The sequence below is a fragment of the Fibrisoma montanum genome (assembly GCF_003583365.1).
GTDB lineage: Bacteria > Bacteroidota > Bacteroidia > Cytophagales > Spirosomataceae > Fibrisoma > Fibrisoma montanum.
The window spans coordinates 12,905-29,969 of record NZ_QXED01000006.1 but is presented as its reverse complement, the minus strand read 5'-3'; the positions used below and the strand labels follow the sequence as shown (position 1 = coordinate 29,969).

The 17,065-nt window shown below is 56.4% G+C and carries 17 protein-coding genes; all 17 read right to left on the bottom strand.

The annotated features are described in order from the left end of the window. On the bottom strand, positions 1-2,118 hold the full coding sequence (locus DYU11_RS20005) for a right-handed parallel beta-helix repeat-containing protein (RefSeq protein WP_119669502.1): 2,118 nt from the start codon (positions 2,116-2,118) through the stop codon (positions 1-3). A 2-nt stretch (positions 2,119-2,120) separates the two neighbouring features. Continuing rightward, positions 2,121-3,503, bottom strand: a complete 1,383-nt coding sequence (locus DYU11_RS20000) for a hypothetical protein (RefSeq protein WP_119669501.1) — start codon at positions 3,501-3,503, stop codon at positions 2,121-2,123. Then, positions 3,496-5,931 (bottom strand): hypothetical protein, encoded by a 2,436-nt coding sequence (locus tag DYU11_RS19995; RefSeq protein WP_119669500.1) that lies wholly within the window; start codon positions 5,929-5,931, stop codon positions 3,496-3,498. The genes DYU11_RS20000 and DYU11_RS19995 overlap by 8 nt, the downstream gene beginning before the upstream one ends. Further along, on the bottom strand, positions 5,931-8,654 hold the full coding sequence (locus DYU11_RS19990; protein ID WP_119669499.1) for a tape measure protein: 2,724 nt from the start codon (positions 8,652-8,654) through the stop codon (positions 5,931-5,933). Before DYU11_RS19990 ends, DYU11_RS19995 begins: the two co-directional genes overlap by 1 nt. 6 nt (positions 8,655-8,660) lie before the next feature. Further along, on the bottom strand, positions 8,661-8,930 hold the full coding sequence (locus DYU11_RS19985; protein WP_158600322.1) for a hypothetical protein: 270 nt from the start codon (positions 8,928-8,930) through the stop codon (positions 8,661-8,663). Between the two features lie 17 nt (positions 8,931-8,947). Continuing rightward, positions 8,948-9,328 (bottom strand): hypothetical protein, encoded by a 381-nt coding sequence (locus DYU11_RS19980; RefSeq protein ID WP_119669497.1) that lies wholly within the window; start codon positions 9,326-9,328, stop codon positions 8,948-8,950. 2 nt (positions 9,329-9,330) lie between these two features. Then, entirely contained in the window at positions 9,331-9,792 is a 462-nt protein-coding gene (locus DYU11_RS19975; protein WP_119669496.1) for a hypothetical protein, read from the bottom strand. 2 nt (positions 9,793-9,794) lie between these two features. Further along, positions 9,795-10,184, bottom strand: coding sequence for a tail completion protein gp17 (gp17, locus tag DYU11_RS19970; RefSeq protein ID WP_119669495.1), 390 nt, complete (start codon positions 10,182-10,184; stop codon positions 9,795-9,797). Then, positions 10,181-10,699 carry an HK97-gp10 family putative phage morphogenesis protein gene (locus tag DYU11_RS19965; RefSeq protein WP_119669494.1) on the bottom strand — a complete coding sequence of 173 codons (519 nt, stop codon included), beginning with the start codon at positions 10,697-10,699 and terminating at the stop codon, positions 10,181-10,183. Before DYU11_RS19965 ends, gp17 begins: the two co-directional genes overlap by 4 nt. Further along, positions 10,696-11,040 (bottom strand): phage head closure protein, encoded by a 345-nt coding sequence (locus DYU11_RS19960; RefSeq protein ID WP_119669493.1) that lies wholly within the window; start codon positions 11,038-11,040, stop codon positions 10,696-10,698. The genes DYU11_RS19965 and DYU11_RS19960 overlap by 4 nt, the downstream gene beginning before the upstream one ends. Next, the gene (locus tag DYU11_RS19955) at positions 11,040-11,594 is read right to left on the bottom strand and encodes a head-tail connector protein (protein ID WP_147367979.1); all 555 of its coding nucleotides are present in this window, start codon (positions 11,592-11,594) and stop codon (positions 11,040-11,042) included. The genes DYU11_RS19960 and DYU11_RS19955 overlap by 1 nt, the downstream gene beginning before the upstream one ends. 3 nt (positions 11,595-11,597) lie before the next feature. Then, on the bottom strand, positions 11,598-11,789 hold the full coding sequence (locus tag DYU11_RS19950) for a hypothetical protein (RefSeq protein WP_147367978.1): 192 nt from the start codon (positions 11,787-11,789) through the stop codon (positions 11,598-11,600). A gap of 68 nt (positions 11,790-11,857) precedes the next feature. Further along, entirely contained in the window at positions 11,858-13,204 is a 1,347-nt protein-coding gene (locus DYU11_RS19945) for a phage major capsid protein (protein WP_119669490.1), read from the bottom strand. Positions 13,205-13,255: 51 nt separating this feature from the next. Further along, the gene (locus DYU11_RS19940; RefSeq protein WP_119669489.1) at positions 13,256-13,906 is read right to left on the bottom strand and encodes an HK97 family phage prohead protease; all 651 of its coding nucleotides are present in this window, start codon (positions 13,904-13,906) and stop codon (positions 13,256-13,258) included. Next, entirely contained in the window at positions 13,899-15,191 is a 1,293-nt protein-coding gene (locus DYU11_RS19935; RefSeq protein WP_119669488.1) for a phage portal protein, read from the bottom strand. Before DYU11_RS19935 ends, DYU11_RS19940 begins: the two co-directional genes overlap by 8 nt. Positions 15,192-15,416: 225 nt before the next feature. Next, a complete protein-coding gene (locus tag DYU11_RS19930) occupies positions 15,417-16,061 on the bottom strand; it encodes an antA/AntB antirepressor family protein (RefSeq protein WP_119669487.1) in 645 nt (214 codons plus the stop codon). Further along, positions 16,061-16,864: an antA/AntB antirepressor family protein gene (locus DYU11_RS19925; RefSeq protein ID WP_158600321.1), complete on the bottom strand. Its 804-nt coding sequence runs from the start codon at positions 16,862-16,864 to the stop codon at positions 16,061-16,063. The genes DYU11_RS19930 and DYU11_RS19925 overlap by 1 nt, the downstream gene beginning before the upstream one ends. Between the last annotated feature and the right edge of the window lie 201 nt (positions 16,865-17,065).

Genomic DNA, 17,065 nt, shown 5'->3' with positions numbered 1-17,065 from the left:
TTAGTAGCTGTTTAATACGATGTCCACGTACGCATTAATCCCTGTGCTGGTACCGTCACTGACGGTTACGTTGTCGCCTGATGCGGTGAGCGAAAGCCCGCCAACGGTGTTGACGGTGGAGCTAAACCAGCCCGACCCCGGTACGAAGTAGATAGTACCCACCAATCCGTTGTAGCCCTCGCGCCCCATGCCGAAATTACCCACAGCCTTACCGGCGCCCGAGCCGTTCAGGGCCGGGGCCGCGCCCGCGTTGTACACGCCGGGCGGCATAAGGAGCTTTAGATTCTGGTTGCGGGCGATGATGGTGCCGTTACCGATGCTAAGCCCACCGTTACTGATGTAGCCTTCTGAGAGCGTATTGGCTTCCACCGTGGGGCGCAGGCTCGTGGAGCGGAACATATCCACCCGAAGCGCATACACCCCACAGCCCCGGAAGGTGTTGCGGGCGATGTAGCCGCCGACGGTGCCGAACGGCTGGTAGGTGTTTGAGCCCGGCGATGTTTCTACACCAATAGCGTTGAACAGTAGCGCGTAACCCGACGTTTTGGCCGTCCGGTAGGTGAAGGTGTTGTCGGTGATGATCGCCCGGTGGGCGTCTCTGAACTCGTTTTCCGTGGCTTCTCCCCCGCCTAGATCGGTGAAGGTGTTACGAGTCAGTTCCAGTCCATCCGAGTTGAGAATCCGGAAGAACTTGCCGCCGTTCTGGGTGGTAATGCGGTTGTCAGCCACGATGACCTGCCGTGCCGAATGCTCCAAAAGCTGCATGTGCACGAAGCCGTAGCCAAACTCAGCTAAGACCTTGTTGCCGATGAAACCAACGTTGTAGGCGGCTGTATCCAGTGAGTGCACCGTAAACGCCCCGGCATCCGGATTGCATGCTTCGTAGACGGGATTGCCGCTGCTGTCGTAATTCTTGATGTACTGAGCCACCCGCCGGGCAGTGTTATTAACAAAAAACAGATCGTGCATCGTACCCCGGCCGTTGCCGTCAACGCCCCCCGAATACAGCGTGTATTCGCCCTGCTTGGCTCCTTCGGCGTGGCAGCCGTAGAAGAGGTTGTACCGCCCGTGTTCAGAGTCGAAAGCCACATCCTCCACGTTGGTGACGATACACGAGGCAACGGTCATGCGCTCGGTAACGGCTCCGTAAATCCCCGAAAAGCATTCGTTAATGACGCAGTGTGAAATCAGGGTGCGGGTACTCGCGTAGGCGTTTATGGCGTGATCGCCGTTGTAAATCAGACAGCCCGTTACCTCCGTGTTGTCAGCCCCCGCGATACCCACCCCGAAGGTTGCCCCCGCCCAGCCGTGAATCACGGCAGCGCGAACCTTGACGTTCTTTACGGCAATGATGTTGATGCCGCCCATCGTGTAGGAACGAAGGTCATAGATGCCCCCGTCGATGGTTACGTCGTTGCCGGGTACGAACACGTAGCGCCCGTTGTTGCCCCGGATGAACAGGGCCGGATACTCGGTGAGTGGTCGAAACGTAGCCGCCGGATCGCAGATGATTTTCACGCCGTCGGGAATCTCAACCGGATACGAAAAGCGGTAAATGCCGGGCGGTACGTAGATGGTGCGCGATTTGCCCATCAGCGTGAACAGCTTTAAGAAATTAGCTGTATCATCCGTTACGGCATCGCCCCGGCAGGTCCAGTTGGCGTTGATGAAGTCGTAGGCGACCCGTTTATAGACCACGTTGGCGGCCGTTCGGATGATGGTCACGCCGTTGTCAGTAGCGCCGGGGTCGGAATCATCGCGTTGAAACAGCCCCGCCCCGCCGTCATCAGCTACGGTGATGACCGTTGGTAAGGTGTTCGTTGTATTGGCCCGAACGGTGGATAGGGGTATGGGTTGCACCGTCGAACGAAACCGGTCCTGTAGAACCGCCAGGCGGGCTGGTAAGCCCTTGACATACGTCGTGTCAACCAACAAGGGGAATGAAGGCCCGCTCGATGGCTTAAGCCACACCCAGCCCCCCAGATACGAAGGTTCGACGGCATCCGGATAGCGGGGGCGGTAACGACCCGATGTATCAGGAAACCAGAGCGACCCCTGCGCCAGTACGGTACTGGAAAGGGTAAGCAGTAGGGAGAATAAGGCAAATAAACGCTTCATATCTACGGTTTGTAATCAATGATTAAGGTTCCTGACAGCGGCAGCATCGATGCCGGGGCGCTGGTTAGTTTGGCTTTAAAAGGCGTCGTACGCACGTCAAAATCGACGTAGGTATTCTGCCCCCCGCCCGAATGGTAAAAGCTCCAGAACAGGGCTTCGGGATTGGCGTACGGGTGGTCCCATTCGTCGTCCAGATCGCCACTGGTGATGTCGATACGCTCGTACGAAACCGGGTCTTCGACCTCCACTTCGATGCACCGCACCTCCACGATTTCGTAGAGCTGGTAGAGTTCCTGATTGCCGGGAATGAGCAGCTTGATTTTCTCGTATAGAGCCGCATCGTCCATCAGCTCCAGCGTCTGATCGGCGCGCCGTTTGGCATTACGGGCTTCGATGGCCCAGATGTTGGGCGCAATCTCTACCCAGACGGCATCCTCCCATGCCCGCTCTACTCCCGTCAGCCCTTCACGGACGTAGCCCGTCGTACGAATCGGGTCGGGTGTGGTGTTGCCCCGGCCGGTCACATCTGCGAAATTGTCCCGGTTGACGTTGATGTGTTCCCATGAGCCGGACGGTGTTTGCCGCAGGGCCAGCAACTGCCCGGCAACGGGGCCTGACAGCGTGGTAGCCAGCACGTTCAGGTAATTTCTGACTTCGGGCGGCAGGGCGCGTTCGACAAATTTGGGATTGCCGGGCAGGGCAACCAGCATCCCGTACGGCGTACCCTCGAAGCGGGAAAAGTCGGCGCGGGCAAAGCCCCCATCCGCCTGAATGAGCTGGGCCGTAACGTTCCCCCGAATGGCCACGTCGTTTAGCGTCAGCCCCTTGTTGACCAGCCGCCAGCCGTCGTCAGCATCGCCTTCCAGAACCATCGCCTGCCCCGCTTCGGGTGCGGTCAGCACCATCCGGTAGAGGCCCATCAACCCCCGCAGGACGGACAGCCGCATCTTTTCGATGAACTTGACAGCCGTTCCGATCCAGACCGCTACACCGTCAATGTCGGCCGTTACCTCCTGCACCACGGCCCGGCCAAACCCGCCATCAGCCCGAAGGGACTGGCCGGTAATGTTGCCGTTACGGGCTACGGAATCCAGCGTATCCGGGTCGGGGGTAGGGGGCTCGGTACTACCTAAGCCATCGTACGGAATGGGTACGCCGTTGGAATTTAATTTCACATACGCCGTTAGCTCCACCCGGGTGTCGGGGTTTTCGGCGGTGACCAGATACACTACCCCCGTTCGGATGGGGCCGCCGTCTTCGGGGTCGGCTATGAACTCACTGAACGGGTAGTCCTGCCAGGCGGACGCAAAAGCCCCCCGGCTCAGTCGATAGCGAAAGCCCTCGTTGTAGGCGGTTCCTGATATGGGTAGTCCGTAGTTAGCCATTCAGAAAGTCGTCTAGGTCAATGATCTTTCTGAACTTGGCGGCTACCGAGCCGATCAGCTTGCCGGTGTCGCGGTTTTTAACGCCCACGTAGAGCGTTGGCAGTTCGTCGTCTTCGTCTACTTCAACGTACCCCTCCAGCTCATCAGCCCCCACGCGGCCGCCGGCTGGTTTTTTCTGGTAGCTCACCAGCACTTTGCCAATTTTTTTACCGACTTCATCAAGTCGTTTGACGATGCCGACTTCTTTACCGGTGGCCGGGTCTTCTTCCTGAAGTACCGGGCCGTCGGGCGTATCCCAATGGCGCTGGCGCTGTACGGTGACGGGCTGTCTGACTTCGACCGCCGTAACGCGGTGGTAGTGCCGCTGCACATCGAACCGGTAGCGCACGATCTCAAACGGCGGCCGGCCACCGTTCCGCGTCACGTCGGTAAAGTACAGCACCGTCAGCGGCCCCATCGGGAGATTACCCACCAGTTCACCTTCCCAGACCATCGACGGACTGGCCACATCGGCAAACCGTTCGGTGGTGTTATACGCCAGCAGGTTCCGTCCGTTGAGCCGGTCGCCGTCATTGGGGTTGTACCAGGTAGTGGTTGGCGTCTGGCCGTCTACGCGAAGCAGGGTATTGAGCCGTTTGTCAGCCAGCGCCACATCCGGCACGTCGCCCAGATAGTGCGTAGCGTCGGGGTCGGGGGGCGATTCCAAGAGCGGCAGGGTCAGCCCTTCGGTGATGGTCTGTCCGTCCAGCGTTACGTCGGGGTCTTCGGGATTTACCCGGATGTCGTAGTAGCGAATGTAGCTCTGGGGTGTCGCAGGTTGTCCGTCCAGCCGTTCGCCGGGCTTCAGGTACACATCTACATAGAGAATACCCTTCAGCGGGGCGGTCGTAATTTCAATATCTCCGTAGCCGAGTTTGGGCTTCTGCCAGTAGTTTTCCGCCTTCTCTTCAACCCCGCCGATGCGTGAGACGTGGTTGAAGGGAATGGCTACCATGTCCCGGCGCGAGGGGTTGAGCTTCCAGCTCCCATCAGCCTTTAGAATCGCCACGCCGAGTTTGGGTTGGCGGATGGGGCCGTTCGGGCCGATGATCGTATCACCTTCGCCCGTTACGACGGTGGCCAGCACGGCTACGAGCGCCCCCCGGGTGTTCTGAATCCGAAACCGACCGGTCAGCGTAAAGCCGTATTCCTGGTTGAGCGCGTATATCTGATTCTCCAGACTTAAGGGGCTAATCTGAACGCGCTGCACTACCGATGGGTCGGTGTAGTTAAACGTAGACGACGCCAGGCCCCTAAGTTCCAAATAGTGCGGGTTGGCCTCGGTGCCTTCCCCGCCCCGGAGAACTTCGCCCGGCTGGAAATTACGAATCGTCCAGTTCGTGGGCTGGTTGGGGCCATCCAGATCGGAGAACGTGCCGTTTTTCAGGTTCGTTACGTAGCCGCCAAACTGCTGACTAACGGCAAGTCGTTTCAGCCGGGATTGCCACCAGGTGGTGCCGCCCGACAAAGCCCGTACGTTGCCGTCCAGATCGACCGTTACGCCGAGTCCAATGGAAGCGGCCGACGAGGTTTCAAAATTGTCAAACGCGTAGCGCCGACGGTTGACCGTTGCGACGGGGCCGAGCGGATTCCAGCCCCCGGCGATTTCCGACCGGCGGACGAACCACCAGTCGCCGTCGTGCTGAATGATCTTTGCGCCCCGGCACAGGGCAATGCGTTCCAGGGTTTCGAGTGCGTTGAGGGGTAGGTTCTTGTCGGTTACGAAGCTATCGCGCCGGAGTTTGGTTTCGTGAAGCGGATCAATCGCCGGGTTAGCAACGCCGTTGACCAGCCGCTGGGGCGTCATCAGGCTCAGCTCGTAGAGGTTATCGACCTCCGAAAACGGCAGTTCGTGACCCGTCAGGCGCAAAGCTGTGCGCAATACGTTGCTGATGTTATCCACGCCCGACAACCGCTTGCCCAGAATATCCGTCAGGGGCGTATCTTTCAGCGAGGCCAGTCCGCATTCGGCGCTGACGGTCACAAAGTACGGCTTTGGGCTATACGGCTCCTTCGAGGCTTCGGGCTTCACCCAACCGGTCCAAAACCTACGGTAGAACGGCGCTTCGGGCGTGCCCGCGTTGTAGTCGAGGGTGACCAATAGATCCCGGTTCCCCTCAACAAACAGAGAGTCAAACTGCCATCGGGCGTCACACTCCAGATTGGCGGTTAGTTTCGTGCCGATCACCGTCGTGCCAAACCGGCTATCGTCGTTGTCAACGGTTTCAAGGGTTACGGCATCGTCGCCGTTCAGACACAGCTCTGTAACGCTACCCGTGTAGTCTTTACCCCAGAACGCCAGCTCCCACTGCACCGGTTTAACTGTTTCCAGTTTATCCCGGTGGGGTGAGGAAATGAACGGTACGGTATAGCGTTTATTGTAGGGCATTAGCGTCCTTTAAATCCGTTACGGTATTGAATGGCGCGGTCGTAGACCAGCACCAAATCAGAACCCCGGGCTACCAGTTCACCCGATACGCTGATCGCTTGCGGGGCGGCTGCCATGGGGATTAATTTCTGTAAGTCACTTAAGGGGCTGACCACTTCAGGATTGAAGCGGGCGGCATAGTTGTCGCCAATGATGGCCTGGGTTTGCCCGTAGGCCAGACCACCCCGGGCCAATGCCACCCGGCGATTGCCGCCGAATGCCCCCTGCGTTTGTTTCTGGAGGGTTGCCTGAAGCGCCGATCCAAGAGCTACCAGCGCCACCCCGGCTGCAATGGCTCCGATAGGGTTTGGAATGAGGGCTTGCGCTGCGAGTGATGCAGTTCCAAATGAAATTAAAGCTTGGCCCATTGACTTGGCTAAGCTCGCAAACACACCACCTAACGCTTTAGGTAAATCGGCTAATTGCGCTGTGCCTGCTATCATCGCGCCGACCCATTCACCAAACGCCCCCACAGTAGCTGATGCCGCTTCCTGAATACTGCCAACGATTGAGTTGCGTAGTGATAGAGTTCTCTCCTCTAAAGTGTTGGCTGAGTCATTAAATAGCTTTAAATCGAACCCGCCAAAAGAGATGCCGCCTATCTGTGGCAACTTAGATAGTCGCTCGTTTTCGGCTAACCGCTGCGACTTAAGTAGGGTAGTATTGGCTAAAGAAAGCTTTTCGTTGTATTCGACAATTGATGCAATGACAGAATCATCAATCGGCGGAATCCTATTACCTTTTACAGCTAGCTTTTGCAGTTGGGAATCGATTTTACCCAACTGCTCCTGATAGTAGGCCAGTGATCCGAACTGCGTAATTTCCCCAGCCCGTATTTGTAACCCCTCACTGGCTCGCCCCTGCCGACCTACAATATCTTGAACTTGGTCTAATAGATTATTTTTGCCAGTGAAACGAATTGACTTTACTTCAAGCGTCATTCGACCTAGCGGATTTTTCGCTAGCTCTTTTTCTTGCTTAACCAGGTTTTGGAAAATGACAACTTGACGGCTAAGCGAACCGTCGGCCGTATCGCCGTATTTTTTTAGTTGGGTTGTTAGCCGGTTTAATATCCGCTCATTTGTGGTCAGCGTACTTTCAGTTAGGGTAGCTGTAGTAGCCTTAAGTTTCTGGGTAGACTTTTCGGCCGCTTCGATCTTTGCCGTAAGTTGATCGTATTCCCGGCGTAGGGTAGTCGGCACAGCCCCGGCCCCCTGGCTAAACGTGATTTGCTGAATCCGTTCCGCCAGTGCCTTTTGCTGTTTGCGGGCCGCTTCGAGGTTGTAAGCGGTTTTGTCAGCGTCGGGTGATTTACCCAGCCCGCCGACGAATGAGAACAGATCCTGAAACGACTTCCCGGCGTTGATCTTTAGTAGGTCCGCCAGCAGGCGCTTCTGGTTTTCCAGATCGGCCGTAATCCGGGATTTCCGTCCGCCAATCAGGGTGTTATCCCGGTCGGCCAGTTGCTTTTCAAGCAGCTTGATTTCATCCGCCAAAACGCCGATGCGGGCTTGCCGCTGAGCCGCGCTGGCCTGGCTGAACTCATCAATGACGGTGCGGTTGCGGTTGAGCTGTTCCAGGCGGAAATCCGCTAGGTCGCGTACCGATGCGTTCGGGCTAATGGCCGCAAAGAACGTACCCCACTCTTTTGAGCGGATCGCTTCGCGCATACCCCTGAGGGTATTGGCGATGTTGTTGTTAATGTTGGTGAACGTCGCATCAACCCCGCTGGCCTGGGTAAATTCCGCAAAGAACAATTTGGCCTGATCGGTCGCCCGGGTCATGGAGCCCGTCAGCGTATTGACGTTGTTTTGGGCTTTGGAACCATAGGCTTCTTCGAGCTTTTGGGCGAATTTGGGCAGCACGTCAGCCGCCAGCACTTCGCCCTGCTCCAGCATCTTGTTGAGCTGTTTTTCACTCACGCCCAGTGCCTGCGCAAACAGCCGGAACGCCCCGGGAATCCGTTCGCCAAGTTGACCGCGCAATTCTTCCGCCTGCACCTTGCCTTTCGACATCATCTGTTGCAGGGCCAGTAGAGCGCCTTCGGTTTGTTCGGAAGAAAGCTGCAAAGCCGCCGATGCCCGAACAACGGAGAGAAAAATCTTTTCCGTCTGCTGGCCTTCTAAGGCTGTGCCGTTGGTGGCTGCTTTCAGGCCCTTGTAGCTGCCGGCCAGCGTCGCGTAGGATAAGCCCAGCCCATCCGACGCAGCGGTTAGAAACTGCTGCGTTCTGGCAAAGTCAGCCGCCCCGCTGCTGACGGCTTCCAAACTCACGTTCAGCCGCTGTACTTCGCTGGTAATGTCGAGCGCCTTTTTAATGCCGCCGATGGCTGCGGTAGCGGCCGTAGCGGCAATGGCCATACCACTCAGGCCCAGACTAAAGCCTTTGGCGTCCCGACTGGCAAACGCCTGATTGACGGAGTTAACCGAGCCCTGAAGCAACCGGTAGCGTTGTTGAAGTTCGGCCGGGATGCGCCCACCCACGGCCAGAATGTCCTGCATCTCCGCCTTGGTAATGTTGAGCTGGCGGGTCAGGGACGCGAACGCCCCCCGGGGCTGGTCAATCGAGCCGCGCAACTGGCTAAACGAGCCGCCAAGGGAGCCGATAGCCGCCCGCGCCTGGGTCATGCCCTGCACGAACGGCGTTACCTGCGCTCCGAGAACAATGTTTATTGCGCTTGCCACGGGGACTTACTGATTAAATCGTTTATTGATCCGCTCCATTTCTTCCGGCGTCGGCAGGATGATCTTCGCGGGTTGGTTGTCGCCGGGGAGCAAGAGAAAATCCTGCCGTTTGAACTGAACCTTAGCCGGGTCGTAGACCCCGCCGAACGTAGCGATGTGCGCCATGAGCGTGCCGCGCCATTCCAGTTCCTCCCGGCGTCTGCGCTGAAACCCATCGGCCATCCGGTTGTAATCCGGAATGGTCAGGTTCCAGAACTCATCGGGCTTCAAGCCCATGTCGCCCAGGGCGAAGTCTAGGACGGCGTTCCAGTCAAGGCCTGTTGATCGGCCGGTGTTGCCTGGCCGTTCGTCATCATCTTCTGTACGCTCTCCAGAATAAACCCCAGCGCATGTTCAGCCAGCTTGTAGACCTCTTTGGCGTCGGCATCATTCAAATCGTCCAGCACTTCGTAGACGTGATCCAGCTCAAAGCCGTCCGGTAGGTCGTTCTTTGTTTTGCAGGCCAGCAGACCCGCCAGAAACAAATACGCGACGTACTGATCGACCGGCAGCTCACCCATTTTGGTTACGTCGGTCTGTTTGCTCAGCAGGCGGTAGGCGTACCATCCGTATTTGAAATGATACACCTTACCCGACTGCCCTTTTTTGTCAATGGCACCCTGTCTTTCTTCCATGCTTAGTTACCCGATGGTGGAGCCAGTGCGGCCGTAGCGTATTCTTCGGTGCAGTTGAACGTGACCGAGTAGGTGGTGTTGTTGTCGTTGGGGTTCCGGCGGCTAAAGCCCGTGAAGTAGCCTTTGCCCGAGTGAACCGGGTCGCCTTCGAGCGTTCCGCCCCACTTGGCTTCGACAATCGTACCGGATTGCGTCCAGCCCCGGATTTCTTCCGCCGATACGTTGGAGGCTACCTGACCGCTGGCGTAGACGTGAGCGACGCCTTCGATGTTGAGCGTAGCCAGGTCTTTTTCACCGCCGGGGGATACCTTCGTACCGGAGCGGCACGACAACCGCTGAGGCTGATAGCCGGGTTCGTTTTCGTCGTAGTTGGTCATGCAGCCCAGAGCTACGTAGTCGGAGCCTTTTTTGACGTAGAACCACTGTTGTTTACCGAGTACAACGGGGTCGGTGCGTGTTGCCATGGTTAGTCTAGTTTTGTCGCCGTCAGGCGGAATTGGATGCGTTTGTAATACTTTTCAAGGTCCGTGTCTTCGTCGTCGGGTTCGTCTTCGCCTTCGCCGGTTCTCAGACTGTAGCCCGCTACGATGGTGTCGAGACTATCGAGCTTTTCGTGCAGGGCTTCAGCAATCAGACCCAGTTCGTCCAGGTCGTTGGCCAGAATATCAAGGTCCAGCGTTCCGGTTCGGGTCTTGCCCGGGCGTCGGCACGGCAGTGGGCGCATGTCGCTGGCTGCGTAGCATATGGCCGGAAAGGCCGACCCCTGCTCAAACGAAGCCCCGTAAATGCGGCCGTCCACCAGTTCGTTAATCGTATCGTCCTGACTCAGCAGGGCGTAAAGCGCCTGTGAAATCATGTGGTCGTCGTCAGTATCCGTTCTACCTGATCGCTCATGGTCTGGCCGTAATCCGCTACGAAGCCCGGCAGGGTTTCGCGCTCGGTACGCCCCAGAAAGTCATTGGCCCGCACCCGGCCGACGTACCGGCGCGGGGTTTTGGTGTAGCGGTCACGGGTGCCGCGCGTGGTGAACGGCGTCCGCCAGCCCACCTTGCCCCGGCGCTTGTCGATACCGGCCAGCAGCCGGGCGACTTCGTTGCCTTTGCCCGCGACGACCTTCAGCCGGGCATCGCGCCGGGTAGCCCCTCCCTGCCGGTAGGCATTGCTCGAATAGCCCCGCCGGGTGGACCGGCGTAGACTGATCCGTTCGTTGCCGGGACCGACGGGCGTATTGACGCGCAACCGGTTCAGGACCGGCTCACCGGCTTTTTTAAGCGCCCGGCCCACCACCTGCCGATCCGATACGAACCGGCCCGCCCGGGTGAGCCGGCCGTCTAATCGTTCAAGCTGGGTGGTGTCAACCGTTACGTTCATTTGTCTTTACTCTGGGTGGTTAGCACCAACCATTGTTTGCGTCCTTCGCCTTCCGCTACCCGAAGAATGTCGTAGTCTACGCCCTCGCACGATAGCTTCATGGTCGTGGTAATGTCAGCCTTGTAGCGAATGGTGAAGACCGTCGTACCGTAAGCGGTTTTGCGCTGGTCCAGCTCGTTTTTTTCGTCGCCGGGTCCGTCCTGTTTGTTGCAGGGCAGATTCGAGTAAACCGGCGTCGGCACGTAGCCTTGTAGCTTGCCGTGCGTGTCTTTCAGGGCGTCCCTCGTGTAGATTGTACAGAACCTGTCCAACTGCCCGGCCTGCGTGACTTTCTTTGCCATTACGTAGTGTGTCTGATAAATCTTTCCAGCATCTCAGCCGACCGCTGCTTCATTTCCGGAGTAAGCCCCCCATCCGCCCGGTATTCGTACCATTGGGTGATCATGTAGCACATCGCCATTTTGATAGACCCCGGCACTTGCGCGATTGGGTAGCCCGCCTTGTACTCAATTATTACGCGGCCAACATCGGGTAACGCAAGCGTTGCGGCAGAGAAACTGAGTGAATTAGCATCTAGCAGATAGCCAGTGTCAGTTAAGGCAATATCCGTATTAGCGTTTGCAACCCGATAGGCTACACTTGTCAGTGTGATAGGGGTCAAAACCGGCAGTTTCCCGCTAACAAAGCCCGGTAAGGTCACGCGGTATGACCCTTCGAAAATGGGCTGATTGCAAAGCTCCTCGACCCTATCCATCGCATTGTTGATCAGAAACAGTATCGTTTCTGCTTCTGCCAACGCGTCCACCCGTAGCCACGACGCTACCTGACTAGGCTGTAGCGCCAGTTCGCGCTCCTGTTGGTCGGGCAATGGCAAACGGTTGGCAGAATAGATCACGGCTTATTTTTCGGGGGTTTCGCCTTGCGGGGCGGTCGCTGTTTTCTTTTTCTCACCGACGGCTTCGGCGGTTCCGGTTTCAAGGAAATACGCGGCCTGCGCGGGTCCGAAAATGGTTTCGGCATTCTCTACCGTTTTGCCTTCGTACTGCTCGTAGCCTGTACCGGCAAGGGATTCTTTGAATTTGATCGTCATGACGTTGGTTAGTTGGGGCCGGGTCGCCATCGACAAGTTGTTACCAACAGCGCAACCCGGCCGGGTGATTACGACAGCGTAGTGTCGATGTCTTCGAGGACCACGAACGCCTTTGGTTCGTAGACCAGGATGTCGGCGAACGCCTGAATGATGAGCTCCACCTGGCCGGCTTTACCCAGCGTATAGGGGTTGACCATCAGATCGTAGCCGCCCCACTGCGCGATGTAGAGGTTTTCCCAAGCGCCGAAGAAGGCTTTAGACAGCGTTTCGGTCGTCGTCGTGCCCTTAGTACCGTTGGAAGGCACGGTATTCGACAGCGCAACCGGGTAGGGTCCGATCCGGTCGAGGGCTTCCATGACGAAGCGGTCTGAGGTTTCGTTGTAGGGCGTTCCCAGCAGGGCGGCAGCCGTAGCGCCGTTGATGAGCCAGCCCAGGTTGCGTCCGTTGACGTTCTTAGCCAGCAGTTGACCCAGAGCGTTGATGGTCGATTGGCGGCTCATGGCCCCACCGTTGGCGCCCATTGATATTTTGGTAACGCCCGAAGCGTTCAGGATACCCGTCGGCTCGTTGTCCAGGCCATCGCCCAGAATAGCCGCCCGGTCAATACCTTCCGCTACTGAATACGCCAGCTCCTGCCGGATTTGGGCCTCGATGGACGGGGCCGTTTGCCGCAAAAACTGGAACGAATGCACCGTGTAGGTACCGATACGGTTCGGCGTCAAACTACCGGCGGGGCCAAACTTTACGTTCGACTTGTCGAGGTTGCCAACTTCGGGCTTCCACGTAGCCACCGGGCGCTCGGTCATGCGGACAAAATCCACGTTGCCCGCCAGGTCGCTGTAGTAGGTTGCTCCCAGGTGGTGCGTCATGAGCGCATTGCGGAGCATGTCTTCCATTGAAATCAGCTTCTGGGTCTGCACCACGGCTGAACCATCGGCGGGCTGCGTCGGCATCGTAACCGAGTTGTCGCGGGTTTCCATCGACTTGGCTTTCATGACGATGGAAGGGATACCCACGCCGTTGATGGTCTGGTGGCTGGCCCGGGCTTCGCGTTCGGCTTCTTCGTGCATCTCCAGCTCAAAGCCCGTCAGTTTGTCATTCTGGTTTACGGCCGTCAGTGAGCGGATGGCCTTCAGGAATGAAAACTGACCAAGTTGCTGCTGGCGCTTCTGCTCATTGTCCAGTTTGCCCAAGGGTTTACCCTGGCTGGCAGCGGCTTCAGCGTTGCGCTGTTCGGCGATTTCCGCCCGCTTAATCTGCTCATCCAACGAGCGGATTTCGGTTTCCAGCCCGTCAAACTCCGTAACCTCTTCGGGCTTTAACTCCCGCTTTTCCTGGTTGGCCGTGGCCGTGATGGCGTTTAGTTTTTCGAGCTTTTCGCCCCGCTCGTCTCGTAACTGTTTTACTGTTTTCATTGTGTTACCTTTAGCTGTCCTGATAAAAGTTGGTACTGTAGCGGAGGGCCGCTAAACTAGACTGAGCGCCCGGGCGCGTCGCTGAAATACATCAATTGGGGTAAAGGGGTCTACGGGTGGCTGCTCCTGTTGTTCCTGCTGCTGTTGTTCGCGTTCGGCTTTGGCGCTGTCGTAATCGCGCTTAGCCACATCCGTATTGGTGTCGAGGTAGGCGGGGAACGTGACCGGCCCTACGTCGTAGAGCTTGGAGATTTTCTTGATGGTGCGAATCTCAGCGCCGGTAGCGGGGTCGGTGTCCCAATCCGAACCGCCGGGGGCAATGCTGAACTGGAATGAACAGCCCCGGATCATTTTGGAACGGATTTCTTCCAGCGCATCCCGGGCAGCCTGGGTGTCGGGAGGGTAGGCCGTAAAGTACAGCCCATCGTTACGTACTTCGAGCGAGAGCGTGTCAGCCGTGCGGCCCAGAATCAGGTTATTGTCGTGGTTTTTCAGGCATACCACGTCGCTCATGTCGCAACCCTCAAACGCGGCCGGAACAATCTGCTCACGAAACCAGCCCAGCACCTGACTGTAGGTGTTGAAGGTGACCGCCTTGCCAACAATGACCGACCGTTCGACCTCCTCCCCATCGGCCCGCTTCACAGTCCGGGTTTCGATGCCAAAATCGGCGGTTTCGATGATGCGTAGTTCCTTATCCATAGTGCTTAGGCGTCACCGCCCGGGCCGTGGTGCCCGGTACGCTGCCGTCGTTAATTTTCTTGTTGTAGAAATCGCGTAGTAAATCGGCGGGCACCATCGCACCCTGTACAAGGTATTCGTCACCGCCTTCGTAGGGGTTGAGCTCATCGAGCGCCCGGGCTTCGTTTCGACTCATGATGCCCCGGTCAACCAGAGCCGACAGGTGAGCGGTCTGAGCGGCCGTATCGCCCCGCAGGAGGCCCTTAACGTTCAGTTTGTTGGTGTAGCGGCCGGATTCGGAGTCGCGGAACAGCTTGCGGTTCGCTTCCTGCTCCATTTCGATCAGATACGGCGTCAAGGTGTGGGCGACGTACCAAATGTTCTGGTTTTCGATGTTGGAAAAGGTTGCCTTGTCCAGATCCATTACCATGTGGGGCGGAACGCCGAAAATGCCGCAGATTTCCGCCCTGGAGAGCTTTTTCGAGTCGATCCACTGCGCGTCCTGCGGGTCGATACCGAGTTTGGTATACGTCCAGCCATCAGTTAGCGTCGCGGTTTTGCCGATGCCGTCACCCGAGTACTGAGATTGCCACGACTCTTTGAGGTTTTGTTTGCTTTCCGGGCTGGGTTTGCCCGAATGCAAGAGAATCCCGGCCGGCCGAGCCCCGTTCTGCATAAACTGGGTGCCGAACCGTTGACTTTCCAGACTCGCGGCAAAGGCGTCACGCGCTACACGAATAGGGGAGCGGCCAACCAATCCGTCGGTGGAGTAGCCTTTCAGGTGAAAGACTTCGTAGTCCATCAGCACCCGGCCGTCGGTGAGCTGGTAAAACAGTTGATCGTTGTAGAGGTAGGGCGTAACGTCGCCGGGTTTGAGGATTTTCAGCGCAATCGGACGGTTGCGACCGTCGCGCTGAATTTCGGCGTAGAAGTTACCCCGTAGCAGCAGGTGATTGAGCATCACGCGCCGGAACGTAGATGAACTGTAGAGCGGATGGGGCTGCGTATGTAGGAGTTTAAAAACCGGATGCTCGTATGCCTTGCGGCTGGTCCGTTCGTCAGGCTGATCGTAGACATCCCACGGCAGCGACGCAATGGATTTTGAAATCCGGTCAACGCAGGCGTACACGGCGGATAAACCCAGTACATTTTCCTCGGTTACGGCAACTTTGCCCTCGTTTAAGCCCATGAGCCGGGCGATGGACGGGTCGTAGGTTTCGGTAGACAGCGACAGCCCACGCGGAACGGTGTCCGTTGGGGTGCCGGTTGACCAGAATGACGCCCACAAGTTGCCCAGAATGCTCAAAGCGCGGGGGCTAAGTTGTTACGGCTTAGCTTAGTTGCGAAATAGCAGGCAAAAAGGGGCAGGATTGATGTCAAAAAGGCCCGGATTTTAGGTCAAAATGGCACTATTTTGAGGGAAATAGGGGTAGATTGGACTACCTGAGTTCTGGTCTAATCTTTGTTTAGTACAGCGATGAAAAGAAAAAAGCCGGGGTTTTGGCCCGGCTTTTCGTGGATTTGTGCAACATTACAACTGTAACGGCGTCCTAAACACTTCGTCCAACACCGTTCGAGGGTACATATTGACCCGGCCAAACCGGGGATCGTCGCAGGCATCAAGCAAATAACCGCGCTCTTTACAGAGTTTAGTTGCCTGTTGGCCCGCCCGGGCAGCTACTTTGAGGTTTACCGGAATCCGGTTTACGTTGGCATACCCGGCGATAGTGAAGTAATCGGGCCGGGTAGTCGTTCGGGCTTCGATTTCCTGCACCTTGCTTTCGAGGGCCGTAACCCGCCGTTCCTGTTCGACCATCAACTGAGCCTGTTGCAAAAGTTGTTCGGCAGGCGTGAGGGGTTTGGGTGCTACTTGGCGATATTGCTTTTCACACTCAATAAAGTATCGCCTTGCCTGTTGTCCCTTTTCATTGGCTTCGACCATTGCCAACTCCTTCGCCATATCCAGCGTTAAGGCATAGTTGATACGGGGTCTGCCTTTTTCATAAATTTCTGAAAAAGTCGTGAAGTCCTGATCCTCAACGAATCCGTACTTGTCAATCCGGTTTTTGATCCAATCGGCAAACTGCTGTTTACTTTCTAGGAAGCTGTGAAGTTCACGCGCCGAAACAACCTGTGAGCCTTGCTCGTTAGTTGCCACTCTGATTAGCTCGTTCATCACAGATAGCGGGATTTACGCATGTGCATTTTTAAGACACCAACCAGACTGCCAGCAAAGCCGTACCGACCGGCCAAATCAAACCAATGTTCGTTTGCCTTCTTTACACCTCTGTAAGCGTACATGTCAATGCCGTAGTGCATCTTTAGCGCATCAACCAGGTCGCTGAATATGGACAAGGGGCCGTCAATCTGTTCAATCCGTACGTAGCGTTCGTATAAATCGAACAGGTCCTTAACCTGGGATTGTTGACGACGTTCAATTTCGACCCTCTTACGGTCAGCAACTTTGGCCTTAAGATATTTCACCCGATCACGATGCAGTTTGTCAATACGTCGCTCCAAACCTATGATGCGCTCGTTTTGCTCGTTTAACAAGCCCATCAATGCTGTAAGCTGAATAGCTACCTGCTGATTGCGCTCTGTTAGTAAGGTGTGGTACCGTTTTTCAGCTTCAATAAAGTACATACGAACTTTGTGGGCGTTCTCGGTTTGCGTTAGCATACATAGATGCTTTGCAAAATCCAGCGCAACATCAAAATCCTCAATCAGTCGGTTGTTTTCTGCACGGCGCATGATTCTTTGATAATCAATGCCTTGCATTGCCGATTTGTTGTTTTTGATGTTGTCTGTAGACCAACGTTTAAAATTGTTGGCGTTGCTGGTCAGGGACCTATAGAGCGACCTAGCTGTTACGTACTGCACACCGTTTTCGTAGGTGTGAACGTCGGGGAGGGACAGCGCACTTTCCTGCGCTTTTGGCGGGGAGTAGCTGACACCGCCATTAGATTTTGCACTTAGCATTATACTGGACATTTATGTACTTACTACGTTGTAAGTCAGGCAATAAAAAAGTGGCGGTTTGCTACCGACCCGTTGTCCAGTACCTTGCCAGGTAACTACCACATCCATTACAGACGTGATACGGGAGTAACAAACCGCCACTTTGGCTCGTTTGAGCCGTAAATATAGCAATTTGATGTATGTAAGGCACAAAAAAACCTG